At 67.7% G+C, this 21,987-nt stretch carries 30 protein-coding genes and 4 pseudogenes; 16 read left to right on the forward strand and 18 right to left on the reverse strand.

Features of this window, described 5'->3' with window-relative positions; all coding sequences use genetic code 11:
* Positions 1–182: 182 nt before the first annotated feature.
* From OHS58_RS48780 to OHS58_RS18020, 3 genes and pseudogenes are all read left to right on the forward strand, one after another.
* Positions 183–392: pseudogene (locus OHS58_RS48780) on the forward strand (ATP-binding protein); the annotation flags it as partial.
* 37 nt (positions 393–429) lie between these two features.
* Positions 430–720: pseudogene (locus tag OHS58_RS48785) on the forward strand (ATP-binding protein); the annotation flags it as partial.
* Positions 721–844: 124 nt separating this feature from the next.
* Complete coding sequence (locus tag OHS58_RS18020; protein ID WP_328649109.1) at positions 845–1,192, forward strand: hypothetical protein; 348 nt, start codon at positions 845–847, stop codon at positions 1,190–1,192.
* A 189-nt stretch (positions 1,193–1,381) separates the two neighbouring features.
* Here OHS58_RS18020 and OHS58_RS18025 read toward each other — a convergent pair whose 3' ends face one another.
* A complete protein-coding gene (locus OHS58_RS18025; protein ID WP_328649110.1) occupies positions 1,382–1,978 on the reverse strand; it encodes a nuclear transport factor 2 family protein in 597 nt (198 codons plus the stop codon).
* Positions 1,979–2,067: 89 nt separating this feature from the next.
* Between OHS58_RS18025 and OHS58_RS18030 the strand changes: the two genes are divergently transcribed.
* Complete coding sequence (locus OHS58_RS18030) at positions 2,068–3,258, forward strand: amidohydrolase family protein (RefSeq protein ID WP_328649111.1); 1,191 nt, start codon at positions 2,068–2,070, stop codon at positions 3,256–3,258.
* Between the two features lie 21 nt (positions 3,259–3,279).
* Here the strand turns inward: OHS58_RS18030 and OHS58_RS18035 are convergent, their stop codons facing one another.
* Together OHS58_RS18035 and OHS58_RS18040 are read right to left on the reverse strand one after the other, a co-directional pair.
* Complete coding sequence (locus OHS58_RS18035) at positions 3,280–3,717, reverse strand: MarR family winged helix-turn-helix transcriptional regulator (RefSeq protein WP_328649112.1); 438 nt, start codon at positions 3,715–3,717, stop codon at positions 3,280–3,282.
* Positions 3,718–4,000: 283 nt separating this feature from the next.
* Entirely contained in the window at positions 4,001–4,321 is a 321-nt protein-coding gene (locus tag OHS58_RS18040; RefSeq protein ID WP_328649113.1) for a hypothetical protein, read from the reverse strand.
* A 51-nt stretch (positions 4,322–4,372) separates the two neighbouring features.
* On the opposite strand from OHS58_RS18040, the pseudogene OHS58_RS18045 reads away from it, so the two are divergent.
* From OHS58_RS18045 to OHS58_RS18055, 3 genes and pseudogenes are all read left to right on the forward strand, one after another.
* Positions 4,373–4,696, forward strand: a pseudogene (locus OHS58_RS18045) (single-stranded DNA-binding protein); the annotation flags it as partial.
* Between the two features lie 149 nt (positions 4,697–4,845).
* Positions 4,846–5,097 carry a hypothetical protein gene (locus OHS58_RS18050; RefSeq protein WP_328649114.1) on the forward strand — a complete coding sequence of 84 codons (252 nt, stop codon included), beginning with the start codon at positions 4,846–4,848 and terminating at the stop codon, positions 5,095–5,097.
* Between the two features lie 26 nt (positions 5,098–5,123).
* The gene (locus OHS58_RS18055; RefSeq protein ID WP_328649115.1) at positions 5,124–5,276 is read left to right on the forward strand and encodes a hypothetical protein; all 153 of its coding nucleotides are present in this window, start codon (positions 5,124–5,126) and stop codon (positions 5,274–5,276) included.
* A 44-nt stretch (positions 5,277–5,320) separates the two neighbouring features.
* On the opposite strand, the gene OHS58_RS18060 is transcribed toward OHS58_RS18055, so the two are convergent.
* The 5 genes from OHS58_RS18060 to OHS58_RS18080 form a co-directional block, all read right to left on the reverse strand.
* On the reverse strand, positions 5,321–6,562 hold the full coding sequence (locus OHS58_RS18060) for a hypothetical protein (RefSeq protein WP_328649116.1): 1,242 nt from the start codon (positions 6,560–6,562) through the stop codon (positions 5,321–5,323).
* Positions 6,562–6,735 carry a hypothetical protein gene (locus tag OHS58_RS18065; protein WP_326948626.1) on the reverse strand — a complete coding sequence of 58 codons (174 nt, stop codon included), beginning with the start codon at positions 6,733–6,735 and terminating at the stop codon, positions 6,562–6,564. The genes OHS58_RS18060 and OHS58_RS18065 overlap by 1 nt, the downstream gene beginning before the upstream one ends.
* A gap of 157 nt (positions 6,736–6,892) precedes the next feature.
* Positions 6,893–7,111, reverse strand: coding sequence for a hypothetical protein (locus OHS58_RS18070; protein WP_326948625.1), 219 nt, complete (start codon positions 7,109–7,111; stop codon positions 6,893–6,895).
* 108 nt (positions 7,112–7,219) lie between these two features.
* The gene (locus tag OHS58_RS18075; protein WP_326948624.1) at positions 7,220–7,426 is read right to left on the reverse strand and encodes a hypothetical protein; all 207 of its coding nucleotides are present in this window, start codon (positions 7,424–7,426) and stop codon (positions 7,220–7,222) included.
* A 70-nt stretch (positions 7,427–7,496) separates the two neighbouring features.
* On the reverse strand, positions 7,497–7,898 hold the full coding sequence (locus OHS58_RS18080; protein ID WP_328649117.1) for an ATP-binding protein: 402 nt from the start codon (positions 7,896–7,898) through the stop codon (positions 7,497–7,499).
* A 235-nt stretch (positions 7,899–8,133) separates the two neighbouring features.
* On the opposite strand from OHS58_RS18080, the gene OHS58_RS18085 reads away from it, so the two are divergent.
* The gene (locus OHS58_RS18085; RefSeq protein WP_328649118.1) at positions 8,134–8,913 is read left to right on the forward strand and encodes a transposase family protein; all 780 of its coding nucleotides are present in this window, start codon (positions 8,134–8,136) and stop codon (positions 8,911–8,913) included.
* 188 nt (positions 8,914–9,101) lie between these two features.
* On the opposite strand, the gene OHS58_RS18090 is transcribed toward OHS58_RS18085, so the two are convergent.
* Positions 9,102–10,025: an SDR family NAD(P)-dependent oxidoreductase gene (locus OHS58_RS18090; RefSeq protein ID WP_328649119.1), complete on the reverse strand. Its 924-nt coding sequence runs from the start codon at positions 10,023–10,025 to the stop codon at positions 9,102–9,104.
* Positions 10,026–10,199: 174 nt separating this feature from the next.
* Here OHS58_RS18090 and OHS58_RS18095 point away from each other — a divergent pair, with 174 nt between their 5' ends.
* Positions 10,200–10,805 carry a TetR/AcrR family transcriptional regulator gene (locus OHS58_RS18095; RefSeq protein ID WP_328649120.1) on the forward strand — a complete coding sequence of 202 codons (606 nt, stop codon included), beginning with the start codon at positions 10,200–10,202 and terminating at the stop codon, positions 10,803–10,805.
* A gap of 507 nt (positions 10,806–11,312) precedes the next feature.
* The gene (locus OHS58_RS18100; protein ID WP_328649830.1) at positions 11,313–11,720 is read left to right on the forward strand and encodes a RidA family protein; all 408 of its coding nucleotides are present in this window, start codon (positions 11,313–11,315) and stop codon (positions 11,718–11,720) included.
* 189 nt (positions 11,721–11,909) lie between these two features.
* Here OHS58_RS18100 and OHS58_RS18105 read toward each other — a convergent pair.
* Together OHS58_RS18105 and OHS58_RS18110 are read right to left on the reverse strand one after the other, a co-directional pair.
* Positions 11,910–12,050, reverse strand: a pseudogene (locus OHS58_RS18105) (alpha/beta hydrolase fold domain-containing protein); the annotation flags it as partial.
* A gap of 400 nt (positions 12,051–12,450) precedes the next feature.
* Positions 12,451–13,569, reverse strand: a complete 1,119-nt coding sequence (locus tag OHS58_RS18110; RefSeq protein ID WP_328649121.1) for a zinc-binding alcohol dehydrogenase family protein — start codon at positions 13,567–13,569, stop codon at positions 12,451–12,453.
* Positions 13,570–13,663: 94 nt separating this feature from the next.
* On the opposite strand from OHS58_RS18110, the gene OHS58_RS18115 reads away from it, so the two are divergent.
* On the forward strand, positions 13,664–14,230 hold the full coding sequence (locus OHS58_RS18115) for a TetR/AcrR family transcriptional regulator (protein WP_328649122.1): 567 nt from the start codon (positions 13,664–13,666) through the stop codon (positions 14,228–14,230).
* A gap of 477 nt (positions 14,231–14,707) precedes the next feature.
* On the opposite strand, the gene OHS58_RS18120 is transcribed toward OHS58_RS18115, so the two are convergent.
* From OHS58_RS18120 to OHS58_RS18130, 3 genes are read right to left on the reverse strand one after another with little or no spacing between them, the layout of a single operon-like run.
* Positions 14,708–14,908 (reverse strand): hypothetical protein, encoded by a 201-nt coding sequence (locus OHS58_RS18120; protein ID WP_328649123.1) that lies wholly within the window; start codon positions 14,906–14,908, stop codon positions 14,708–14,710.
* Positions 14,909–14,951: 43 nt separating this feature from the next.
* Positions 14,952–15,281: a class I SAM-dependent methyltransferase gene (locus OHS58_RS18125; RefSeq protein ID WP_328649124.1), complete on the reverse strand. Its 330-nt coding sequence runs from the start codon at positions 15,279–15,281 to the stop codon at positions 14,952–14,954.
* Between the two features lie 6 nt (positions 15,282–15,287).
* Entirely contained in the window at positions 15,288–15,470 is a 183-nt protein-coding gene (locus OHS58_RS18130; RefSeq protein ID WP_326948619.1) for a hypothetical protein, read from the reverse strand.
* Positions 15,471–15,517: 47 nt separating this feature from the next.
* Between OHS58_RS18130 and OHS58_RS18135 the strand changes: the two genes are divergently transcribed.
* On the forward strand, positions 15,518–15,835 hold the full coding sequence (locus OHS58_RS18135; RefSeq protein WP_328649125.1) for a hypothetical protein: 318 nt from the start codon (positions 15,518–15,520) through the stop codon (positions 15,833–15,835).
* 50 nt (positions 15,836–15,885) lie between these two features.
* On the opposite strand, the gene OHS58_RS18140 is transcribed toward OHS58_RS18135, so the two are convergent.
* The gene (locus tag OHS58_RS18140) at positions 15,886–17,700 is read right to left on the reverse strand and encodes an eCIS core domain-containing protein (protein WP_328649126.1); all 1,815 of its coding nucleotides are present in this window, start codon (positions 17,698–17,700) and stop codon (positions 15,886–15,888) included.
* 621 nt (positions 17,701–18,321) lie between these two features.
* Here OHS58_RS18140 and OHS58_RS18145 point away from each other — a divergent pair.
* Entirely contained in the window at positions 18,322–18,651 is a 330-nt protein-coding gene (locus OHS58_RS18145; RefSeq protein ID WP_328649127.1) for a trypco2 family protein, read from the forward strand.
* Positions 18,652–18,939: 288 nt separating this feature from the next.
* Here the strand turns inward: OHS58_RS18145 and OHS58_RS18150 are convergent, their stop codons facing one another.
* Both OHS58_RS18150 and OHS58_RS18155 read right to left on the reverse strand, forming a co-directional pair.
* Positions 18,940–19,038 carry a CoA transferase gene (locus tag OHS58_RS18150; protein WP_326954087.1) on the reverse strand — a complete coding sequence of 33 codons (99 nt, stop codon included), beginning with the start codon at positions 19,036–19,038 and terminating at the stop codon, positions 18,940–18,942.
* A gap of 241 nt (positions 19,039–19,279) precedes the next feature.
* Positions 19,280–19,600, reverse strand: coding sequence for a hypothetical protein (locus tag OHS58_RS18155; RefSeq protein ID WP_326948614.1), 321 nt, complete (start codon positions 19,598–19,600; stop codon positions 19,280–19,282).
* 263 nt (positions 19,601–19,863) lie between these two features.
* Between OHS58_RS18155 and OHS58_RS18160 the strand changes: the two genes are divergently transcribed.
* On the forward strand, positions 19,864–20,151 hold the full coding sequence (locus OHS58_RS18160) for a three-helix bundle dimerization domain-containing protein (protein ID WP_328649128.1): 288 nt from the start codon (positions 19,864–19,866) through the stop codon (positions 20,149–20,151).
* Between the two features lie 48 nt (positions 20,152–20,199).
* Here OHS58_RS18160 and OHS58_RS18165 read toward each other — a convergent pair whose 3' ends face one another.
* Positions 20,200–20,661, reverse strand: a complete 462-nt coding sequence (locus OHS58_RS18165; protein ID WP_326948612.1) for an SRPBCC family protein — start codon at positions 20,659–20,661, stop codon at positions 20,200–20,202.
* Between the two features lie 69 nt (positions 20,662–20,730).
* Between OHS58_RS18165 and OHS58_RS18170 the strand changes: the two genes are divergently transcribed.
* Together OHS58_RS18170 and OHS58_RS18175 are read left to right on the forward strand one after the other, a co-directional pair.
* Entirely contained in the window at positions 20,731–21,192 is a 462-nt protein-coding gene (locus OHS58_RS18170) for a MarR family winged helix-turn-helix transcriptional regulator (protein ID WP_328649129.1), read from the forward strand.
* Positions 21,193–21,577: 385 nt separating this feature from the next.
* Positions 21,578–21,985, forward strand: a complete 408-nt coding sequence (locus tag OHS58_RS18175) for a hypothetical protein (RefSeq protein WP_328649130.1) — start codon at positions 21,578–21,580, stop codon at positions 21,983–21,985.
* Positions 21,986–21,987 lie beyond the last annotated feature (2 nt).

Here is a 21,987-nt window from a genome sequence, read left to right on the forward strand (position 1 = left end):
GACGTCAAGATCGAAGACAGCGACCTCCACCGCTTCAACGCCGACGCCTCCACCCGGCTCGGGATCCCGATCACCCGGGGTTTGCGACGGCCGGACCCCCTCCGGTCCCGCGGCCCGAATCGGGCGAAGGGGCATCGTCGACTACGCCGTGGGCTCCCGAAGCCTGGGCCCGGCTGGCGCCCATGGCGGTCCGGGCTGCCGCGGTCGCGGCCGCCGGCGGTCACCACACCTTGCACGTCGCGGCTCCCGGCACCCCGGTCCTCCTGCTGCCGCGGTTGATCCGGACGTTGATGGCCGACCTCACCGATACCGAGGCGCTCGAGGTCAGCACGTGGCACTTCCCGGCCGGCGAACCCTGGCCCGACAACGCAGCGCCCACCCGGCGTTTCCCTGCTCCCCGACGACACGATCGCCGCGATAGCCGGATCCCTGAGTCGGCCGGGGTTGCTGACGCTGGCCCACCGCGGTGTCCTGACCGTCGAGGACCTTCCCGAGTTTTCTGCCCGCTCCGTCGAGGTGCTGCGTCCGGCGCTGGAGAACGGCACGATCGGCATCACCGCCTCGGCAGGTGCCGAATCGGGCCCGGCCGGAGCACGCGTCGTGTTCACCGCCCGGGACTGCCTGTGCGGCAGCGTCCGGACCGAGGTCTGCCGCTGCACCCCGGCGCAGCGTGCGCGCTACCTCGCTCGGACACCGCTGTGGTTGCTAGACCGCGTCGACCTGTTCGTCCGGCAGGTCACCGCCCCCGAGCCCGGATCCGTCGCTGCCGTCACTGGAGTCGCTGCGCAACAGCGTCGCCCGAGCCCGGGAACGCGCACGCTACAGGCGGGGGTGCCGCATCGCGATGCGCGCCTACCAGCGCGGCGACGGCACCAGCGCGCGGATCGCACTCGAGAACACCGACCCCGAACAGCCCCTGACACGACTGCTCACGAGCATGCTCGGCCACGCTGTCCCGCCGTCGACGGTCCGCGACCTGGTCCAGAAGACCAGCGCCGAGGCTCGCTTCCCCACACCGGTCGCGCTGACTGCCGGAAGGCTCGGCGTGGTGTCGCGCGGCGAGCCAGCCCGTACCTGCTCGGAGACGTCCTGGGTGACGGCGGAGGGCATCCCCGGCGGTGGGCACGCCCGGCTTGACGGGTCGTGGATCGCCCGAACGTCAGCACACCCCGGCCAGGCGGTGCGTCCCTGAAGCACGGCCCGATACCCGGGGTGAACCAGCCCCGTCACCCATCGCACGCCTGTCCCGGTCACCTGCAGACCGGTTCACGGCCAGGCGGATGAGACCGGCCGGGGACGTCACCTGATGGCGCCCCGGCCTGCTATGTCGTGTCAAGCCGCCGCGAGGTTGGTCGACGCCTCACCTTCTTGACGGGCCTGGTCAGCGCGGCAGGCCGGCCCACGCGTAGGCGTCGTCATACAGCGCGGTGAGGTCGGTGGGCCGGTCGACGCCGTGGCGATCGGCCGGGACCGTGTACCCGCGCTCGGTCATCCACAGGCTCAACATGCGATAGGACGGCCGCGTGCCCTGAAGGTCGCCCGGATTCAGCGTCAGGGCAATGCCGGGGACAGCGGAGGTCATCGTGTCGTGGTCGAAGATCGCGACCGACGCGGCCAGCCGCCAGCCACCGGCTCCCCTTTCGGCGCGGTGCAGCATCCGCAGGTACGCGACGAGGTCGGTCTCGACGCCGCGGAAAGCGCCGCGCATCTCGATCGTCACCGGCACCTCGGCGATCGCGCGGGAGCCGTTGACGTCGATGACGGGCAGTCCGAGACGATGGGTGGACGGGGTGTGGTCGAACACCCGCTTGGACACCTCGATGTACTCGACCGCGGTGCCGTCGAACCAGCTTGTCCGGATGGTCGCCTCCGGCGTGTAGCACCGCTCGAGGCGGGACCACCAGCCCCGGTCACGCGCCTGCCGCTCGTGGGCGATCAGGTCCAGCACGCTCATCACGTCTGCTTCATTGTCGGACATGGGTAGCTGCACACCTTCCTCTGCTCGGAACGAAGTCGTACCACCTCATCCATGGGTTAGTATATACGAACACGTATACAGGAGGATTCATGACCCGCTATGTCATCGAAGGTGCCCGGGTGTTCGACGGCGAGCAGCCGATCGGCGTGCGCACCGTGGAAGTCGAGGGAACACGGATCGTCGCCGTCGGCGCGTCGACACCCTCGACAGCCGAGCGGATCGACGGCAACGGCGCCACCCTGCTGCCCGGCCTGATCGACGCCCACACCCACGCCGACGTGGAGACACTCGGTCAAGCCCTCCGATTCGGCGTGACCACCGAGTTCGACCTGTTTTCCTTCCCGCACGCAATGCACCCGGTTCGTCGCGCCGCCGCCGAACGAACCGACATCGCGGACGTCCGTTCGTCCTCAGTGGGACTGACCGCACCCGGCGGGCACCCCACCCAGCTCCACGGCGGCCTGAACGATCCGGAGCTGCCGACGGTCAGCCGGCCCGAAGACGCCGCGCGTTTCGTCGACGAGCGGATCGCCGAAGGCGCCGACTACATCAAGGTGCTCATCGAGAGCGGCAAAACCCTCGGCAAGACCGTCCCTGTCGTCGAGGAACGCATCGTCAAGGCAGCGGTGGCCGCCGCGCATGACCGCGACCGCATGGTGATCGCCCACGCTCTGACCCTCGATGCGACCTGGCAGGCGCTGGCCGCCGGGGTCGACGGATTCGCGCACCTGTTCATCGACGGCCCGGCCACGCCCGAGCTGATCGAGGCGTTCCTTGCGGGAGGCGCGTTCCTGACGCCGACACTGAACCTGCTGGCCTCACTCACCGGCCGGCACCTCGGCGCCGACCTGGCGGGCGACAGCCGGGTCACCGGTCGCCTGCCGCAGCCCTGGACGGACAACCTCAGCCGTGAATTCAACACGCTCCCGGCCGGCAATTTCGACGACGCACTGGCCGCGGTGAAGGCGATGCACGAGGCGGGTGTACCGATCCTGGCCGGGTCGGACGCCAACCACCACTTCGGCGCCCTGGGCATGGCACACGGGGCGAGCTTGCACGGCGAACTGCAGCTGCTCGTGCGGGCCGGGCTCACTCCGACCGAGGCGCTGCGGGCCGCCACCAGCGTGCCCGCGACCACATTCGGCCTGCACGACCGCGGCCGGATCACCCCGGGCGCGCGCGCCGATCTGCTGCTGGTCGACGGCGATCCCACCAGCAGGATCAGCGACACCCTGTCGATCAGGGACGTGTGGCGCAGCGGCACCCGGGCAGTTCAATGAGATCCCCGGTGCCCGGCCTGCTCACGTCGGGAGTGCGGCCTCAGCGATCGACTGCAACGAGATCCGCAATGCCCGGCGGCTCCGATCGGGCAAACCGTCGAGCAGCTGGGTCATCACCTGCTCGACGATCGTGTCGCAGCGCCGCACGAGCTCCTCGCCCTCAGCAGTGAGGCGGTGCAGGATCGCCTTGCCGACGCCCGGCCGGCGTTCGAGCAACCCGCGCTGTTCCAGACGGGCCACCACCGCGCCCGCGGACTGATCGGACTGCCCGATGAACAGGGCCAGCGCATGGGTCGAGGAATCCGGCTCGGCCGCGACGGCGTACAGCATGCCCCACTGCGGCAACGTCACCCCGACCTCGGCGAGCGCGGTTTCGCAGGCCATCTGCTTGCGCAGCTGCGCTCGCCGCAGCTGCATCGCGATATCGACACCGCTGGGCACGTCCTGATCAGCCAGCATCCTGACACGATATAACAACACATGTACTCGGGCCTGGAGAAGCTCGTCCGATCCCTCAGGCGGCGCTCCCAAGCCCGCTTGCCGGATCGACCGTCTCGGCCAGGAGATCACCGTCCCCGATGGTCCGGGGCCTGCGGACCTGGCCGGCCACAACCCAGCGTGAGAACTCTTCGAACCGCACACCTCTCACGAGACCCTCAGCCCGGCGATCTGTTGCACTCGGGTTCAAGATCCATCGGAATGTCGCCGTGGGGCGTCCGGCTCCGCTGATCGGCAGGTCGACTCACAACGCGTGCACGGACACGTTCCCGAACGAGGTCTTCCCCGTCGCCGTCGAACTCTGCAGGCCTACGAAGCTCTCCGTCAGGACCAGCGTCGGGTCCACCACCGACAGTACTTCCCGGCCGCCGTCGTAGAGGGTCAGCTTCGAGCCTTGGACTGCGAAGCGCAGTGCGTGCGTCTCCTCCGGCTTGATGTCCGCCGCCGCGCCGGTACCCGCCAGCTTCGTGTCGACCCCGGCGTCCACGACGCCGATCGCGTACTTCTGGCCCCAGGACGCGATGCCCGCGTAGTAGTAGCTGTCGCGGGTGGTGAACCTCGTCATCAGGACCGCGTCACGGTCGTTCAGCGCCGTGCTGTGCGCTGCACGATCTGACGGCAGGCGGCCGAGAACGTCGCCGAGTCCCTGGCCCGCGGCGCCCGCGGCGTCGTCCAGGGCCTCAAGCAGCGCTCGTTCCAGACCAAGGAAGGCGAGAGCCGCACGGTGGTCGAGCTGGATGTCGACGAGATCGGCCCGTCGCTGCGCTACGCCACCACCACTGTCACCAAGAACGCGAAGAACGCGCCCTCAACGGTGAACCCGGACCTGATCACCAGCACACCCGCAGGCCCGGCCGACGACCCGTGGGGTCCGGCCGGCGATCAGGAACTGGTCGGCGCGGGCGCCGGGGCCGGAGCCGGCGACAAGCCGCCCTTCTGATGAACCCAGTGTCCGGCCGGCCTTCCCCGCCGGCCGGACAGCGAGCACGTCGGAACCCACGATGCGCCCGCTCGGATCGCGCACGCGACCGATGAGCAGATCAGCCGCTGGCAGCAGATCGTCACCACCATCACGGTTCGCTGGAACGGTTGGCGACCCTGAATGCGGAGATCACCGCGAGAACCGACCAGCTGCGGGACCAGGCTGTGCGGGAACAGCCGGCCTGGCTTGCGCCGCTCGGTGCCCGCCCCGACGATGCCGCGCTTGCGCGACAATGGGACCAGGTCATCGGGCTGGCCGCGGCGTATCGTGAAACGTACGGAATCACCACCGCCGACGTTGCCTCCCCGCTCGGCTACCCAATCCGCCGGCAACGACCTTCGGGCCGACGCCTGGCGTGACATCACCCGGCAATGGAGGCATTTTGATGATCACACCCGATCCCGAAGACGCTGCATCGGACGTGATGCTGACCCGCGAATCACTGCGCGACGCGCGGCGAACCGAGTTGGAGGAGGAACTGGTCGACGACCAGGGTCGTGGTTACGGCGAAAGCGCCCACCGCGGGCTCAGCTACTGAGCCACCCGCCGACGACGTCCGGCGAGGACGGCCGCGATCACGTTTCAGGGCGTTCCGGGCACGCCGAGCTTCCAGAACACGAACGCCGGCTCCTGCTGCACCTTGGCTTCCCGGCGCAGGCCGTCACGGACGGCCGGGCCGAAGCCGAGGAGGCTCGAGAGGGCACCGAAGATCGTCGCCGCGGGCGGTGCGGCGCCGGCCATCCCGCCGGCGACGGCGAAGCCGGCCGTAGCCAGGACGAAAGGCAGGTCACGCAGCAGAGTGTTGCGCCGCATGGCTTTCTCGATGACGCGGATGTTCGGCCGGAACACCTCGTCGAAGACCCGGGCGACGTCTGCGGGGAACTGCTCATCGTCCGGATCGGAGCCGATCAGGTCTTCGGTCAGCGCGAGGTGCCGCCGGAAGGCGTCGAACGCGTCGTCGTTACCCCGGATCGTGAGCAGGGCCGGCGTCGGCAACTGTTCCAGGACCGGCCGGGTGAAGGTGTCGACGAAGGACAGCAGCCTCGTCCCGGGATGCAGGCCGTTCATCGCGTCCCGGGCCAGCCGCCAGTACGCGTCGGACGTGCTCCAGAACGTCCCGTCGACCGCTTCCGCGTGCAGCAGCCCGTTCCACGTGGTCAGGGACTGCAGGGTCAGGCGCGGCTCGACGGTGAACCGGGCTATCTCGGCAGGACCCATGCCGAACTCCGTCCACAGCTCACGGTCCAGCTCGATCTTCGCCTGCTCGGCCAGCAACGGCAGCCGGTACTCGACCCACTGCGGATAGCTGTGCACGTCGCAGCCGAGCATTTCCAGGTGGTCGCCGAGGTGGTCGGTGACCGCGCGCTCCACCGCAGTCACGGTCTCCTCGGCCGCCATGCGCAGCGGCCGGAACACGACGAGCCCGGCCCGTACCAGCGGCAGCACGTCCCACATCCGCTCGAGCTGGGTAGCCAGGTGGGCCAGCAGCCGGGTGCCGGTCCGCTTGCCGAAGGTCCGCCGGTAGAAGTGGGCGAACCGCTTGATGTGGTCCTGCACGTACAGCAGCGGGTCGTCGCAGATCACCAGGTCCGCGACCAGCACCGCGCTCTTGACCTCGGCGGACCAGTCGCGCCAGGGATCGAGGGCGATGACGGCGACCCGGCCCGGTTCCGGCCGCAGCTCCTGGCCGGGCGCGGGCAACCCCGCGTAGTAGACGCGGAGCCGCTCCAGCACCGCTTCGGCATCTTCACGCTTGCTCAGCGACAACTCGAGCTCGGGAAGCAGTTCGTCGAGGAACCGGCTGTACTCGCTGTCGACGGACATCAGCGACCCGGGGCGTAGCCGGTCATGATGCGGGCAACTTCGCCCGGCGAGGGCGTGCGCGCGTACACCCCCTCACTGGCAGCGAAACGCACCTCATTCCCGGCGACGGCCGCAAGGAGGATCAGCGGGTAGGTGTGGTCGGCCGGCACCAGACTGCTGAACAGCGCACGCATGCCAGCACTCTACGGCGGGAAAACGCGTTGGCGGGCAAGTCCGGGTGACCTTACGATCCGCCGGGGTCTGCCCCCGGCCGCGCCACGCCGTGACCACCGCCCAGGCGGAGCGAATCTCCGGTTTCGAACGAGCGCGCGTCCTCGGACTGGCCTTCGATCACCCGGACCATGGTGTCGAGCACCTGCCACAGCGGGCGTCGGTGACGACCTGTTCCAGCAGGGCCCGGTGCTCGGCGCTCACCCGCTGCGCGTGCTTGAGGTCGGTGGTCTCCACCCCGAGCACGGTGATCCCTACGACGTTGCCGGTCCTGTCGCGGCGCGGGTCGTAGGTGAAGTCGAAGAAGGTCTCCCGCGTCGTCTGCCCGGTTCCGAGCACGATCCGGGCGTCGCGGGCGGTGTAGGGCGTGCCCGATCGGTAGACCTCGTCCAGCAGCGCGAGAAATCCTTGGTCAGCGAGTTCCGGAAGGACCGTCTCGATCGGCGCTCAGATGTACCCGGCGGTCATGCCGACGGTGGCGCGGAAGGACGGGTTCGCGGTCTCCACCAGGTGCCGCGGTCCCGACAGCACCGCGAAGACCATCGGCAGCCGGCCGAACAGTGCGGCCAGATCGTCGTCCGGCGCGTCAGGCCGGTCGTGCCGTGAGTCCCTGCCCGCCGACCGGAGCGCGCGCTCAGTGTGAGACTCGTGCATTCCCCGTCTGAGTGCTCGACACAGCCTACGGTGGCCGGGCTCCTTGATCGATGCCGCCAGGTGACATCGGTCAGGCGAGCGGTCCGGGCCAAACCATTCGGACGGTGGTGCCGCCGCCGGTGCTCGTGACGCTGGCCTGCGGAGCGACCGCGCGGATGATCGGGATCCCCCGGCCGCCGTCGCGGCCGGGGTCTTTGTCCTTTCGCCAGCAGCCGATGTCGCTGACCGTGACCGCGACCTCGCCGGATTCGTCGCGGGTCGCGATGACGGTCATCAGGCCGATCGTGTGGCGCGGGTAGGCGTGCGCGACGACATTCGCCATCGCCTCGTAGACCGCCAGCCGCAGGTCTCGCACGAGGTCGGCGGTCAGGCCCCAGCTGGTGGCCCAGTCGGCCAGGACGTCACGCATCATCGCCGCATGCGCGGCCAGCGCCGTGACCTCCCGCATCAACCGGGCAGGGAACTTGGGCACCGATTCGTCCTCGGCGTCGGGCACCGGCACGAGGACCTCACTCTCAGCTCACCACCATTCCCGTACCCGGACAGCTGGGTGAACCAAACGTGCGCGATACCTGGGCAGGTGGGAACGGCTGGTACACGTTCGGAGGCGGCCGTGTTCGGTCGCGAGTCGTATTGGCTCCGGCCTAAGGGATGTCTCGTAACCCGGTGTCGGGCTGACTGGGGCGATAGTTGATCATGTTGTTGTGGTGCAGGTGATCACAGCGTCGCGGCCGGAGTGGATTGCCCCGTTCACCGGGCTGGAACCAGGCCAGTTCCGCAAGCTCGTGCGGCTGGTCGCGAAGCGAGGCGGGGACGAGATCGCGGACGGCCGCCCGGGCCGGCAGTGGGCGTTGCCGCTGGCAGACCGGGTGTTGCTGGTCGCGACGTACTGGCGGACGAATCTGACGATGCGCCAGATCGGGCCGCTGTTCGGGGTGTCGCATTCCGCGGCGCACCGGGTGATCGACACGATCGGCCCGCTGCTGGCCCTGGCCCCGGCCCGCACACGCCGGGTGGATGCGGTCGCGATCGTGGACGGCACCCTGGTCCCGACCCGCGATCACCGACTGGCGACCCCGTCGAAGAACTACCGCTACTCGACCAACGTGCAGGTCGCGATCGACGCCGAAACCCGGCTGGTCATCGCCACCGGCGACCCACAGCCAGGCAGCAGCAACGACTGCACCGTCTACCGCGACTCGGGCATCGCCGAGCAACTCACCGACCGGCCGGTGATGGCCGATGGCGGCTACCAAGGCAACCCGGCGATCGTCATGCCCTACCGCAAACCTCGCGACGGCAGCGAGCTCCCGGACTGGAAAGAGGATCTCAACGCCACCCACCGCAAGGTCCGCGCTCGCGTCGAACACGTCCTGGCCCGGATGAAGAACTTCAAGATCCTCCGAGACTACCGCCGCGCCGCCAGCACGCTCGCTGACACGGTGTCCGGAATCGCGCACCTGCACAACGTGCTCCTCGAAGCCTGACACAACACCAGCCCCACCAACCACGCCCTCAGTTACGAGACATCCCTTAGTTAAGGACCCGCCTCACGGCAGATACCTCGCCGCGTGGTCGACGCTCAATTCCGGCGTTCACGCCACCGCTCGACGTCGTCACCTAATGTGATGTGAGCGTTCCCGGAAGCCGGTCGGCGTGGCATTGCGGAAATGTTTCAGGTGATAAATCGGTGGATGGCCTCGTTGGCGTGGTCCTGAAAGAACGGGTTGGCCAGGTCGGGGAAGATGTCTGTCTGGTCGACCAAGGGACCGGTCACCTTGTTGTTGGGGCTGCCGTAAAACACGCCGCTGGACAGGGTCGGGTCGGTGACGCCGTCGACCAGTCGCTTGGCGCCCACCTCGAGTTTGTGGGTGATACCCACGAGGGGCACGACGTATTTGGCCGCCAGACGCAGCGGCAATATGAAGTTGTTGGGAGCTTCGGTGCCGGTGGTGTTACCGGGGCTCACGGTGATGAATCGGCGGCCAGGGTGTTGGCGTGCCAGGTAGGCCATCCATAGGGCCCCGATGTACTTGACCTGCCCGTAGGCCAAACCGATGTCCCTTTTGTGGTCGGTGAAATAGGTGCCGTCGATGACAGTGGCGAGCTCGTCGACGGAGTTTGAGACGAACGACGGCCGTTTCATCAGCATGTACCGGACTCCCCTGGCTGCCTCGCTTCCGGCAAGGACCGCCACCCCGCCAAGCCGGTCCTCGCCCAGGAGCGACTCGAGGAGAACGACGTGGCCAAGAAGGTTCGACGCGAACACGGTGGTGACCCTGTCGGCCGTCAGCTCCAGGGGCGTCTTGCCGCCGATTCCACCGGCGTTCATGACCAGCGCGTCGAGGGATCCGCCGATGCCGGCCAACGCGGCACGGACCGAACCCGGGTCGGCGACATCCATGAGGACGATCTCGAAGATGTTCCGGCCGGTCTTCGCTTCGAGTTCGGCCTTGGCCTCGCTCGCCCGATCCCGGTTCCGGCACGCCAGGTAGATCCGCGCCATCTCAGGGCGCAATGCCAGTTGCCGGGCCACATCCTTGCCGATCCCGGCGTTGCCGCCCGTGATCAGCACGGTCTTTACCGGGACTGCGCTCATCGTGATGCCCTCGCTCCTTCTGTAGGCCCAGTCAGGCTGATCACAGCCTTCTTACGTGCGTACCGACGCATGGAGCCCTCCGTGTGTTAGTCAGTCAACTAACACACTAGCCGAGCACGGCGGCATCGTCTACAGTTAGTTAGGTGACTGACACATGGCCTGATGGTGAGCGAGGTGACTGACGCGATGACTGAGGGCGGATCACGAGCTCAGGAGCGCCGAGGGAAGCGAGACCGACTGATCTCCGGCGCTTCTCAGGCGTTCTACGAACAGGGAGTGGAGCGGACGACGATCGCCGACATCTCTGCTGCTTCCGGCGTTCCCTTGGGCAACGTGTACTACTACTTCAAGACGAAGGACGACATCGTCGATGCTGTCGTCTCCACGCGGATAGCAGAGATCGAGTCAACTTATGCGGCTCTGGCCGAGCGGCATGACGCCCCAGCCGATCGGCTCAAGGCACTGTTCAGATCACTGTCAGAAGAAGCCGACATGATTGCGCAGCGCGGCTGCCCCATCGGTTCTCTCTGTACAGAGCTTTCCAAGCGCGTGACGGGCCCAGAGCCGCATTCAGCCAAGCTGATGCAAGCCCTCGTCGACGGGGCCGAGCAGCAGTTCCAGGAAATGGGACGCAGCGACGCTCATGAGCTCGCCGTCGAGATGATCGCCGCCTACCAGGGGACCGCGGTCCTCTCCCACGCCACAGCCTCACCGGAGCTCTTGAGACGCGAAGCCGATCGCGTCGACCGCTGGATCGATGACGTTCAGCCACGCCCCTGACGGCGGTGCGCGACTTCTCACTACGTCGCCGCTGGCATCGCGTGAGCAGGCCTGGTGCTCTCGGTCGCCGTAATCCGAGTCCCTCAAACGCCTGCGTCATCCGAGCCCGCGCCGGCCGGTGACTTCCATCAGACCGATGACCGGACGCCCATCGACCGCCAGGACGTCGCGCCGGCGGTCAGAGACTGGCGCTGGATCAGAACGGGGCAAGCCGAGCACGTTCTCGACATCCCCATCACGCCGATGACGAGCCCGCACGAAGCCGCGGTGCCGGGCCAGGCCGAGCGAGGTCTGGCAGTCGTCTCGACAATGCGGGCCGACCACGCCATCCACTCAACCCCGGACAACGCCGGCATCCTCGACCACCCTGAGACCAGTCGGCCGGCAGTTGGCTTCGTCACCGCCGGCCCGGTCAAGCGGGCTCACCTGCGGGCCCGCCGTTCCGCAGCGGCAATGCCGTCACCGCAGCCTGCAGCTCGTGCGCCCCACTACAGATCGGCAAAAGACATGACTATCAGTTTGATCGACCCCAAGGAACTGCCGAAGGTGGACTTTTTCCGGCAGGTCTCAATAGCCACTGGATCGAAGCTCGTGTTCATGGCCGGCCAGGTCGCTTGGAACGCGGACGGAACCTTGGTGGGCGAAGGTGACCTCGCCGCACAGGTTGAGCAATGCTTTCTCAACGTCGGCGCGGCGCTCGCCGAAGCGGGCGGCTCGTTCGACAACGTCGCGAAGCTGACCACCTTTGTCACTGATTGGAGCATGGACAAAATGAAACTGGTTACCGAGGGTCGTGATCGGGCCCTGGCGAAACTCGGCGTTACGCTACGCGCGCCAGGAACACTGATAGGCGTCGCCGCCTTGTACTCCCCTGATCTTTTGGTCGAAGTCGAAGCCATCGCCGTGATTGACTAGTGGGCGGCAGGCGGATGGACGCGACTCAGGGGGCGTCAAGATCGAGATAGACCCTCGTGTTCTCTTCTGGACGAACTGGGAGGGCTCGGGACGCCAGTGGGGCCTCGAGCCCTCCCAGTCTCCCAAGATCGATATAGTGCGCCGCGCCTTGCGCGGTGGCGGCACGGGCCGCCTGTGTGGCGGTGGGGGGTGCAGCATCACGAAGTCGTGGATGATGCCGTCGTAGCGGGTAGCGGTCATGGGTACACCGCAGAGCTTGGCGGCACATGCCTCACCTTCGTCGCATAGGACGTCGGCTTCGCCGTTGATGACAAGGGTGAGCGGCAGGCCGGGCCTTACAAGATCGACATGTCAGGCTCGGAGAGACCCCACAGTACTGGCAGTCAGATTGCCGGCGCGGGTCCTGGTGCTGCCGAACGTGCCGAGTTGTTTCTCGCAGGCGCCTGCGGCTACTGGCTCCGCGCCGAGCCAACCAGGTACGAACCTCGCCACGGCAGTTCCGAATCATGTTCCTCGTGCAGGCCCCGCCCGACGTAGGCGAGATCGACGGTGTGCATGAGCGTTTCTCCTCAGTACATCGACATCACCAGGTCGAGTGATCCGTTCGTGTTGCACTCCCCCGGCTTCGACACGTGCTGAACGAGCGTGACGCGTAGCCGACAGGTGCAGTCGACCTCACCCAACGCCGATGGCTTTCCTCACGGGAACTCCAGAAAATCCGGCTGGCTCGTCAAGACAGAGTGACGACGACTTTCTCCGCCGAGACGCCCTTCAGCTGGATGTCCATGGCGTGCTGGAAGTCGTGAACGCCGTGCCCGACGATCAACGGCTTCGGCACGGCGACATACCGGCCATCGGCGAGGGCGCCGGGCAGGAAATCGCGGTAGATGGCCGTGCTGACGTCGTTGGTCTTCAACGTCGTGCCGAAGATGAACTTCGTGGCGACCCTCTGGAACCGGGACCGGATTTGCAATGCCACGTTGGAAGTGATGATCTTGAGGATCAGCCGTGGGAGCTCGAGCCGTCCGTGCTCGTGGCCGAGGCCGGCAAAGGAGACCGCCGGGCTGGCCATCGACACGAAGCGCCGGCCGGTGCACGAGCCGGCGATGCGCACGCACGCGGCCGCAGAGGTGGTGCCGACAGCGAGCGCGCCGGCGAGTGTGCGGCCCTGGAGGGCCTTGACGATGTCGGGTACGACGGTGGGACTGTTGTAGTCGAAGACCTGTGCGGCCCCGAGCGAGGTGACGTAGTCGAAGTTGTGCGGTGAGGCTGTGGTGACGACCCGGTAGCCCGCCGCGGCCGCCAGCTGGATGGCGTTGCTGCCGACGCTGGTCGACCCACCCCACACCAGGACGGTCTCGTCGATGGGCTCGGCGTTCACCGACGGATGGCGCAGGCCCAGCTGATCGGTTTGGAACAGCCCGCACGCCGCGGTCGAGACGGCCAGCGGGAGCACGGCGGCTTCGTCGACGGGAAGGTCGTCCGGGATCGGGCAGGCCATCCGTTCCAGTGCGACGCTGTAGAGCTGGAAGGCACCTTCAGCTGCATTGTTGGCGTCTTTGTCGGTGCCGACCGCGTGAGCAAGCACCCGGTCGCCCACGCGGAAGCGGGTGACGTTCTCGCCCACTTCGACGACTTCGCCGGCGACGTCGGAGCCCAGCACCGCCGGGTAGCGAAGCCAGCGGTAGGCCAGGTTGCCCGCGGCCTGGATGATCCAGTCCAGAGGGTTGATGGCGACAGCCTGGTTGCGAATGACGATCTGGTCGGTCCCCGGCGAGGTGTAGGGCGCGGGGCCCACCTCGAGCCGAGCGTGCCTGCCGTTGATCCAGGCGGCGGTGTTGGTGGTCATGCGGACCGCTCCTCTATCGATGATTGCATCAAGTGCAATGACCACTGTGCCATAGCATTTCACCAAGTGCAATCACTGGGGTACGCTGGACGGCATGGGACGGTGGGAACCGAACGCGCAGGAGCGTCTGCAGCACGCGGCCATGACCTTGTTCCTCGAGCGTGGCTACACCGAGGTGACAGTGGCCGAGATCGCCGAGCGGGCGGGCGTGACCAAGCGGACGTTCTTCAACCACTTCACCGACAAGAGAGAAGTCCTCTTCGCCGGCGCGCCGGCCTTTGAAGACCGCGTTGTCCAGTACCTGGCCGAGGCCGATGACGGCCTCGACGCCATCGACGCGGCCGTCATGGCCCTGACTCGCGCCGGCACGGACCTGCTGGCGAACTACGTCGAGTACGCCGACGTCAGGCGCAAAGTGATCGCCGCTTCGCCGGAGTTGCACGAACGCAACCTGATCAAAATGTCATCCCTCGCCGCGGCCATCACCAGAGCCCTGGACACCCATCGCGAGTCGAGCAGGGCGGCGGCGTTCGCCGCACAGGCAGCGGTCACGGTGTTCACAGCCGCTTACGACGACTGGACCGAAGACACCACCGCAGAATTCGATGCCTTGATGCAGGAATCGTTGACCTGCTTGCGCAAGGCCGTCCACCCCATCTAAGAAGGTGCCGGCCACCCGCGCGCCGGGCTTCAATGTCGGCTGTCGTGATGAGCGCGCACAGCCTGACCGAACCAGGTGAACACCGGTCCCGGATCCGGTAAAGGCGTCCAGCCGCCAGCTGTCTCCGAGGGGTCCTACGTCCAGCGGAACGTATAACCGCAGCTAGATGCCAAACAAGACACACACCTCATGCTTTCTTGCTGGGCATGCGATTCCCAAGCATCCACGGGAACGTCTGGCCTGGCCGAGCAGAGGGGGGCCTCGATCGACACCCGACGGCACGGCGCCTATCAATGGTTCGCCGACCGTTGCGCACTCCCGGTCGGCCGGACCGACCACACGATGGCATCGGCGTCCGCGCCGCCGCTCTAACGCTTCTCTCACCGCCGCGTGAATGCCCGAGCGGTGTGGTTCATGACGGCCGGTTGCCGGACCGGCTCGGTCGCCGAAGGAGGTCGACGGACGACCGGTCGGCGGTCAGGCCTTGTCGGGTGACTCCTCGCGGGCATAGGTCAGCGAAGCATCGGGTTCTCCTGGATCCGTAGGTTCGTTCTGGAGCAGCAGCATCAGCTTCGCGTTCCGGTGACGCTCCTGGTGGGTGGTCCGCGGCCGGGTCAGTCCGAGGTGCCGGTACAACGCCAACCGGTCGAGATCGATAATTTCCGATACCGCGGTCATGAACTCGTCAGCCGCCGAGTTGCCGTGCAGGTAGGACAGCAGATTACCCAGGGCGGGTGATCACATCGACTGTTCGCCCGAGCCGCGAGGAGGGGACGTCTCCGTGGCGGATGTCCAAGTGCGGACGTTCACGGGCAGCGTGGTCGACCATGGAGGGAAGCGCATCGACTCCCATGCAGTCGAACCGTTTCGCGAGGCGGTCGAGGTCACGGCCGGTCCCGCAGCCGAAATCCACGAGTGCTCGGGCGTTGGCCGGCCCGAAGGTGTCGACGAGTTCTTCGCAGGTTGTCGCAGCTGTGTGCTGAGGGTCTGCCTGCACCTGGTCGTACAGCCGTGGATGGCGGTAGAAGAGATTGGATTCAGTGAGTTCCATGTCCGTTCAGCCTGTCGTTGCGGTGGCGGGGTGTGCCGCGTTGCGCAGTGTCTGGACGCCACGTTCGACGGCGATTGCGTCGCAGAGTATCGAGGGGATCGTGTCGGCCGTTTTCGCGGCCTGCCACGCCGCGTGAAGTGCTCGCCGGTCCAGGTACCCCGCGTCGATCAGGGTGGATTCTTCCAGCATGCGTTACGAGCGAGCCGTCGCTGCCCCGCGGATCCGCTAACCCTGGCATGCAAGGCGGGGCGCTGCCGGGCGTCCCGAAAGGCCGCAATGCCCTGCCGAGCGCCACCGCAGCCTCGATCCACTGGAACCCCGCCGGCGGCCACGGGCGACACCCGGTGCCGGGCCACCTGATCACCGTGTCCGACAGCCGCACCATCCCGGTCACCGGCCGGGACGCCCTGGTGACCCAGCCGACGGTCAAGGGCATAACCCGGGTGGTCGACACCCTGAAGCTGGCCAAGGCGTACACGTTCACGATGGCCGCGGTGACGGCGACGAGCGCCGGCCCGGCGGCGACCTTTACCGCGACGACCGCGGCGGACTGAGGGCCGGGCGGAGAATCCGGCCCTCAGTCCGCGGAACTCGCGAGTTCCGCCTACGCCACGATGCCGTTGCGCGCGTTGCGGGTGGTGGCCTGGGCCAGGAAGTCCAGGCCGAGCGTCCGCCAGGCGGCGACACCGTTGTAGAAACCGGGGAAGTTGCGGAACTCAGCGACCAGCCCGCCGCGGGAGTTGGCCGCGCCCGGAACCTGCGCGATGGCCTGCACCGCGGCGTTTCCCGTGCGCCAGGCGCCGAGGTTGGGCGGGTTGAGGACGGGGGTGCCCGCCAGCGGCACGCCGACGGCGGCTTCGTCGGCCAGCTGGTTCAGGTTCAAGCCCGCGGGGTTGGCGGCGAAGACCGGGATCCCCGCCAGCGGCCCGGCGATGGCGGGACGTCCCAGCTGGGCCATGATCTGGTTCAGGACCGCGTTCTTGTTCCCGGCGTAGTACGCCATTTCCGCGGCGGTGAACCCGTAGGTGGTGAGCACGTTGTTCGGGCTCTTCACCAGAATGGGGACGAGGTTCTTCGCGCTGCCGCCCAGGACACCGGGTCCGATCATGCCGCGTTTCAGGTAGAGAGCGAGGTGGGTGATCCAGCCGCGCAGGCCGCGGAAGTTCCCGGCCTGGGCGCGCTGGGCGGCGGTGTGCGCGGCAGAGATGGTCGCGGTGATGGTCCGGCCCGCGTTGACGGCGTCCCGGATGTCGTCCTTGATCTGGCTGTACATCGGTTGTTCGGCGGCCGGGGCGTTCGCGCTGGCGGCGTAGTTGGAGTTGGCGTACCACTTGAGGAGGCTCTGGTACTCGCGCAGGTCGATGTCGATGTTGACTTGCACGCTGCCCTGGAGGTTGTGGTGGGGCAGCTTGACGGCCAGCGGGTGGCCCTGCGCCGTGAAGTCCATCGGGCCGATGCTGATGTCGAACGGTCCCCCGGGTAGAGCGACTCCCGGGAAGGCGTTGACCCACCGGGTGGTCAGGTTGTTCGTGTTCGCGTTGATGTTGCCGATGAAGCCCTGCACGTGATTCATGACGGTGGTGAAGGCGGCCGCGGTGCCGACGGGGGGTTCGGTGACGATCTCCAGGATCGAGTCGTACCCACCCTCGCGGATCGGCGGGTTGCCCGGGTTGGACTTGACGCGGTTGTCGTGGTCTGCGTCGATCCGGTAGCCCGCTCCCGGAGCCACGCCTACCACCGGCGCGTTCGCGATGATGCCGTACGGCACGCGGCCGTTGGCCTGGGTGGCACCCAGGGTGTTGGCGTGGGTGCCCGCGGCCACCCAGCCCTGGATCTGGACCAGCTGGGCCGGGGTCAACCGGTCGATGGGGATCGGGATCTCGACCTCCAGGCCGATCCCGCACTGCAGCAGCAGCCCGCCTGCGCGACCGGCGGTCACCGGATCGCGGTCCGCCTGGCCCGCGCGGTGCGCCGACGCGCACACGAGGTCGTGCTGGGTGAGCAACCGGCGTTCGACCGCCAGCGCTGCGCGTTCCGGCGCGCCGTCCACGGCCCCGACGAGCACGCCGGTCCGGACCGTCGCGCAACCGCGCGCGAACGTCGCCTGCTGCAGCACGTGGGTGACCTCGTGGGCGAGCAGAGCCAGGCCCGCCGGCAGGTCGGGGCGGTACTCACCGGAGCGGAAGTAGATGTCGGTGCCCGTGGTGACCGCCCGCGCGCCCAGACTGCGGGCGAGGTCGTCGGCGTCGGAACCGAGGTGGACCCGGACGGCGGAGAGATTTCTTCCGAAGAACCGCTGTAGAATGCGCCGCGCATCGGCGTCGAGTCGTTTCCCCTTCCCTCGTGAATTGCGAATCAGTGCCGCCGACCACTCGGGGGCAGACGGCGTGCGGTGCGATTCATGTGCGGTTTCGATCATGTGGGCGTCCTCTGCGGTTGTCGCGCGCGATTGCTCTCGATCGATGGGAAACGAGTGAATGGCGGAGGTGTCGCCGTGCTCGTCGTCACCCCAAGCGCACCCCCGGTTGATGTCGCTACCCGTCGTCGCGGCGTTACCGCATTCGCGGCGGCAGCGATGCCGCAAGCGCGGCGTATCACGCCACCCGAGATGTCCATGTGCATCCGCTCGCCACGGTTTGCCGCAATCGGCAGCCACCCGGTTGAGTTGAATTCCCGCAACTACCTGGTCCCATCTACGACAGCCCCGCGTTGGCCACCGGAAACAACCACGTGCATATGTGGTGACCATCGATCGCTCCCCGTCGCCGAAGCTAAACGGACGGACCAGAATGGCCACATGTCAGTGACTTACCGTCAAGTGTTGCGGGTAGGCGAATTCCGCGCGCTCTTCCTGAGCATGATCGTCTCGGTCGCCGGCAGATATATTCTGCCGTGCGATATTCGCCGAAGACCCACCGGTCAACACCGGCGATGACTGGTGCCCTCGGCTATTCGGCACGCAGGCCGCCTGTCTGACCGTGCCCTTGCTTCTCCCGCCGGGGCGTGTTGCAAGTCGTGCCCGACCTGCGACTGTGGAGGCATGGAAATCGAGTTGGCGGACGCGGTGGCCTCGGTGCGAGACGAGCTGATGGCGGCCGCGGCGCGGGGAGCCGGCAGCGACGTCGAGTTCGTGGTCGGGCCGATCGAGCTGGAGTTCGCGGTCGAGATGCGCCGGGACGCCAAAGTGAAGGCCGGGTTCAAAGCGTGGCTGATCTCCGCCGACGCCGAAGGCGGGCTAGCACAGGGTCGCACGCACAAGGTCAAGCTGACCCTCACCCCGAAGAAGCCAGGCGGCGGGGATCTGCTGGTCGCAGGTGATCAAGCTCGTCCGGCGGGGCCGGGTGACGTATCCGGGCACGTCGAACGCTGAGAGGACCGTGCTGTGTGGGAGCGGGTCCGCGGTCACCGGCCCGGGCGGCCCCGGCTCGGGCTACGAAGTGGCACCGCGACTGGTGCTGACCTCGGCGGAGCCTCCCCCGACACATCAGGACGATGATCTGAGGCGCATCGAGAGCAGGTAGCGGAGGACGCGCGGTCGCCTCTCCCCCGGTCGTTGTCCCGTATCGGCTAGCTCAACCGGACGGAAGGTGATCGCCGCCGCGGGCTGCGTCGGCCAGCGCGAGGTACGGGAGGGAACCCTCTGGGCACGCGCAGTGCATCAGGCCGTGGCCTCGAGCATCGAGACCTCGATCGTCACGCCCTCGCCGGTCCGCCAGCTCCGCAGCAACGCCGCAAGGATCGCCTGCGCGCGGTACACGCCGGACAAGATGTCGGCCGTCAGGATGCCGATCTTCGCCGGGACTTCGGGGGCTGCCGGCGATGGCGATGAGCTCGGCTTCGGCCTAGAAGGCCTGCGACCCTGTCTGCCGGCCGGCCGCCTCCAAGCACGAAAGTGCTCGCACCGCAGGGGACGAGCACACGTCGATTTCGACCGGGCCGACCTCACTATCGACCACGAACTCACCGTCGCGTCCTCGACCTCTGCTACGGGTGCAGAGCTAGGGCTGCGAACCCGTGCCGTCAGCGCACACACGGTCGATCCAGTCCACCGCGGCCGCGCACATGTCGACCTCGCGCCCGCGAGCGTGACCGACCACGTCTCCGTCACACCAGACGATCAAGGCGACGTCTTCGTCCGGCGCGGGCGTCAGCCCCACCACCCAGCTGCGGCCCTGACGCTCGAGATGACGCTCCACGGTGGTCCAGCGCCGCCCAGGGGTCGTCGTGACGTGCCACTGCGGGTCGGCAGCGAGATCCGCGACGCGCAACGGCGCCGCCGAGACGAGAAACCGGCTCACCGCGATCGGGTTACGATCCACACCGCCCAACCTCGCACACCCTGCCGAACTGTCCCCCGCAGGGCAAAGACCGTTGCGCAAGCGACAGCTACGGTCAGTCATTGGTCGGCTGAGTGCCGGGCAGGGCGTCACCGCGCTCCGCTCGGCGATACCCCGACACGACCAGCGCCGCGTGCTCGGTTCGCCCGGTGTGGGCGCTCAGTGACGTGCACTGTTCATGTCGGGACCCGGTCGAGCCCAGGAAGGAGTGGGAAGCTTGGGTTCTCCTAGCGAAGGCAGTGACGATGCGCATCCACGAACCCGGGCTGACGATGGAGCACGCCGCATCACTCGACGAAGCCGACGGTCGGCTGAGCCAGGCCGTGGAAATCGGAGAGATCACCGCACGGCTTCGGAAGCGCTACCCACCCAGCGAAATCTCGCCCGCCGACCTCGCCGAGCGGGTCCGCGTCTACCACCACCGATTCGACACCGCCAGGATCCGCAGCTACGTGCCGATCCTGGTGGAGCACCTCGCCCGCCGCTCCATCGACACCCCGTCGTTCCAGTCGGCGCTCCACGAGCGCGACTGACGGAGCCGCGCGTCGAGAAGCACGTCAGCGTGAGAGGAAAGCCGCGTTTCAGTGGCTCCGGATCGCACCGGCGGGCGTGGCCGACTCGAGCAACCGCGCGAGAGCGCGCAGGTTCGTTTTCATGCCCTGCTTGAAGAAACGTTCGGCGAGACCGCCGAGGCGACCGGCCGGACCGGTCAGCCCTTCCGCGCTGATCCGCCCTTCGAGCGTCAGGCGAGTACCGGTGGCCGTCGGCGCGAACCGGTAGCGGTACCGGAACGGGGTGGGGCCGGCCACGGACACGAAGGTGATCTCTTCGTCCGGCACCCAGGTGACGACTTCGACGTCGTTGTGCGCCGGGCCGGCGGGCAGCGACCGCACCATGCGGAACCGGGCTCCCGGACCGACCGGGTCGGCGGGCTCGACCCGGACCACTGCTTCGTACCAGCGCGGCATGGTCGTGACGTCGGCGACGAACGCGAACACCCGCGCCGGCGGCCGGTCGATGTCCTGCGTGATCTCGAAGCTCATCAGAGGTCCTTCCCTCGTTCCACCCGGTCGATAGGTGATACGACACCTGATGACGTGTAATCTATTCCCGTGCGCATCGCCGAAGAGTTACGGTTCCTGATCCTGGCCGCGCAGCGGGAGGGCAACCGCGTGCTCGCCCAGGCCCTCAAGCCGTTTGGGGTCACGCCGTCGCAGGCCGAGGTGCTGCGGCTCCTGCAGGAGCGCCAGCCGCTGACCCTCAACGGCCTGGGCGCCCTGCTGGTCTGCGAAAGCGGCAGCAGTCCCAGTCGGCTGGTCGACCGCCTGACCACCACCGGCCTGATCGACCGCCTCCCCGCCGACCACGACCGCCGCCAAGTCCGGCTCACGCTCACCCCCGAAGGCGCGCGCATCGCGACACGTATCGCCGAGATCGAGGACGAGCTCTACGACCGGCTCGACACCGCCGGCGCCGGGAGCGACACCGGCGAGGTCATCGGCTTCCTGCACCGGTTCGTCGACGGCCTGCCGGCCGGCCGCGCCCTCGCGCACCGCAAGGAGACCGGCGCCTGATCATGCCTCATCGCACAGCGGCCAACCGACATCCATGCCTCGACGTCGTCGTAAACGAGCATTGCTGCTGCCGCCCTCAACTTGAAAGTCAGTACCTTGTTGAGATCGACCTTCAGGTCGACTGTCGAAGCCTGGCCTCGATCGTGGTGTAATCCACTTGCGACGCAGTCCTGACCAGGACGCTGCGCATACGTCCTGGGGAGGAAGCAAGCAGCGCGATGCCGGTCGTCTGCCCCACCCGGGCGATGGAACGCTGGACCGTCCGGACCGAGGGAACCGAGGCCGTCTTCAGCTGCGCCCCGCTCGTCGAAGACCACACTGCCGCCCGCGCGCTGCCTCGGGTGTGGGCAGGACGAGGCCGGGCAGCCACCACCCCGAAGCCACGATGACATGGTCACAACCGCGACGAGACCACGATGACGGCTTCGTCTACCTGACCGGACCCTGCGGCTATGACACCGTCGAAGCCGGTTGCCGGCCTGTCGTCAGCTTCTCGATCGAGCTGGCTTCCGTCCGTGACCTGCGGATCCGCACCTGGACGATCACCAGGACCGGCCCCAAAGGACACTGGCAGACCGCCGAACGCACGATCATCGCCGAGGGCCGCCACTGGACCGTCGGCCTGACCCCGATGACCGGCGACACCGTCGCGCTGATGCTGTGGTCGGGCAACGACGTCGCCGCCCACCTGCGAGGTCCGGAACCGGACGTGGTGCGCACCGCCTACTGGTGGGCCACGAATCTGCTGAACGGCAGGCCCTGGACGGCACCACAGCCTGGCCACGCCCGCTGAAT

The organism is Amycolatopsis sp. NBC_00348, assembly GCF_036114655.1.
Classification (GTDB): Bacteria; Actinomycetota; Actinomycetes; order Mycobacteriales; family Pseudonocardiaceae; genus Amycolatopsis.

Excerpts from the sequence above, each read along its gene's own strand:
- OHS58_RS18035 (WP_328649112.1), bottom strand. The coding sequence starts at position 3,717 with ATGCTGGCTGATCAGGACGTGCCCAGCGGTGTCGATATCGCGATGCAG.
- OHS58_RS18025 (WP_328649110.1), bottom strand. The coding sequence starts at position 1,978 with ATGTCCGACAATGAAGCAGACGTGATGAGCGTGCTGGACCTGATCGCC.
- OHS58_RS18020 (WP_328649109.1), top strand. The coding sequence starts at position 845 with ATGCGCGCCTACCAGCGCGGCGACGGCACCAGCGCGCGGATCGCACTC.
- OHS58_RS18140 (WP_328649126.1), bottom strand. The coding sequence starts at position 17,700 with ATGATCGAAACCGCACATGAATCGCACCGCACGCCGTCTGCCCCCGAG.
- OHS58_RS18115 (WP_328649122.1), top strand. The coding sequence starts at position 13,664 with ATGGGACGGTGGGAACCGAACGCGCAGGAGCGTCTGCAGCACGCGGCC.
- OHS58_RS18160 (WP_328649128.1), top strand. The coding sequence starts at position 19,864 with ATGCGCATCCACGAACCCGGGCTGACGATGGAGCACGCCGCATCACTC.
- OHS58_RS18030 (WP_328649111.1), top strand. The coding sequence starts at position 2,068 with ATGACCCGCTATGTCATCGAAGGTGCCCGGGTGTTCGACGGCGAGCAG.
- OHS58_RS18060 (WP_328649116.1), bottom strand. The coding sequence starts at position 6,562 with ATGTCCGTCGACAGCGAGTACAGCCGGTTCCTCGACGAACTGCTTCCC.
- OHS58_RS18065 (WP_326948626.1), bottom strand. The coding sequence starts at position 6,735 with ATGCGTGCGCTGTTCAGCAGTCTGGTGCCGGCCGACCACACCTACCCG.
- OHS58_RS18100 (WP_328649830.1), top strand. The coding sequence starts at position 11,313 with ATGACTATCAGTTTGATCGACCCCAAGGAACTGCCGAAGGTGGACTTT.
- OHS58_RS18110 (WP_328649121.1), bottom strand. The coding sequence starts at position 13,569 with ATGACCACCAACACCGCCGCCTGGATCAACGGCAGGCACGCTCGGCTC.
- OHS58_RS18090 (WP_328649119.1), bottom strand. The coding sequence starts at position 10,025 with ATGAGCGCAGTCCCGGTAAAGACCGTGCTGATCACGGGCGGCAACGCC.
- OHS58_RS18120 (WP_328649123.1), bottom strand. The coding sequence starts at position 14,908 with ATGACCGCGGTATCGGAAATTATCGATCTCGACCGGTTGGCGTTGTAC.
- OHS58_RS18125 (WP_328649124.1), bottom strand. The coding sequence starts at position 15,281 with ATGGAACTCACTGAATCCAATCTCTTCTACCGCCATCCACGGCTGTAC.
- OHS58_RS18135 (WP_328649125.1), top strand. The coding sequence starts at position 15,518 with ATGCAAGGCGGGGCGCTGCCGGGCGTCCCGAAAGGCCGCAATGCCCTG.
- OHS58_RS18040 (WP_328649113.1), bottom strand. The coding sequence starts at position 4,321 with ATGACGAGGTTCACCACCCGCGACAGCTACTACTACGCGGGCATCGCG.
- OHS58_RS18165 (WP_326948612.1), bottom strand. The coding sequence starts at position 20,661 with ATGAGCTTCGAGATCACGCAGGACATCGACCGGCCGCCGGCGCGGGTG.
- OHS58_RS18145 (WP_328649127.1), top strand. The coding sequence starts at position 18,322 with ATGGAAATCGAGTTGGCGGACGCGGTGGCCTCGGTGCGAGACGAGCTG.
- OHS58_RS18055 (WP_328649115.1), top strand. The coding sequence starts at position 5,124 with ATGATCACACCCGATCCCGAAGACGCTGCATCGGACGTGATGCTGACC.
- OHS58_RS18130 (WP_326948619.1), bottom strand. The coding sequence starts at position 15,470 with ATGCTGGAAGAATCCACCCTGATCGACGCGGGGTACCTGGACCGGCGA.
- OHS58_RS18075 (WP_326948624.1), bottom strand. The coding sequence starts at position 7,426 with ATGCACGAGTCTCACACTGAGCGCGCGCTCCGGTCGGCGGGCAGGGAC.
- OHS58_RS18175 (WP_328649130.1), top strand. The coding sequence starts at position 21,578 with ATGACATGGTCACAACCGCGACGAGACCACGATGACGGCTTCGTCTAC.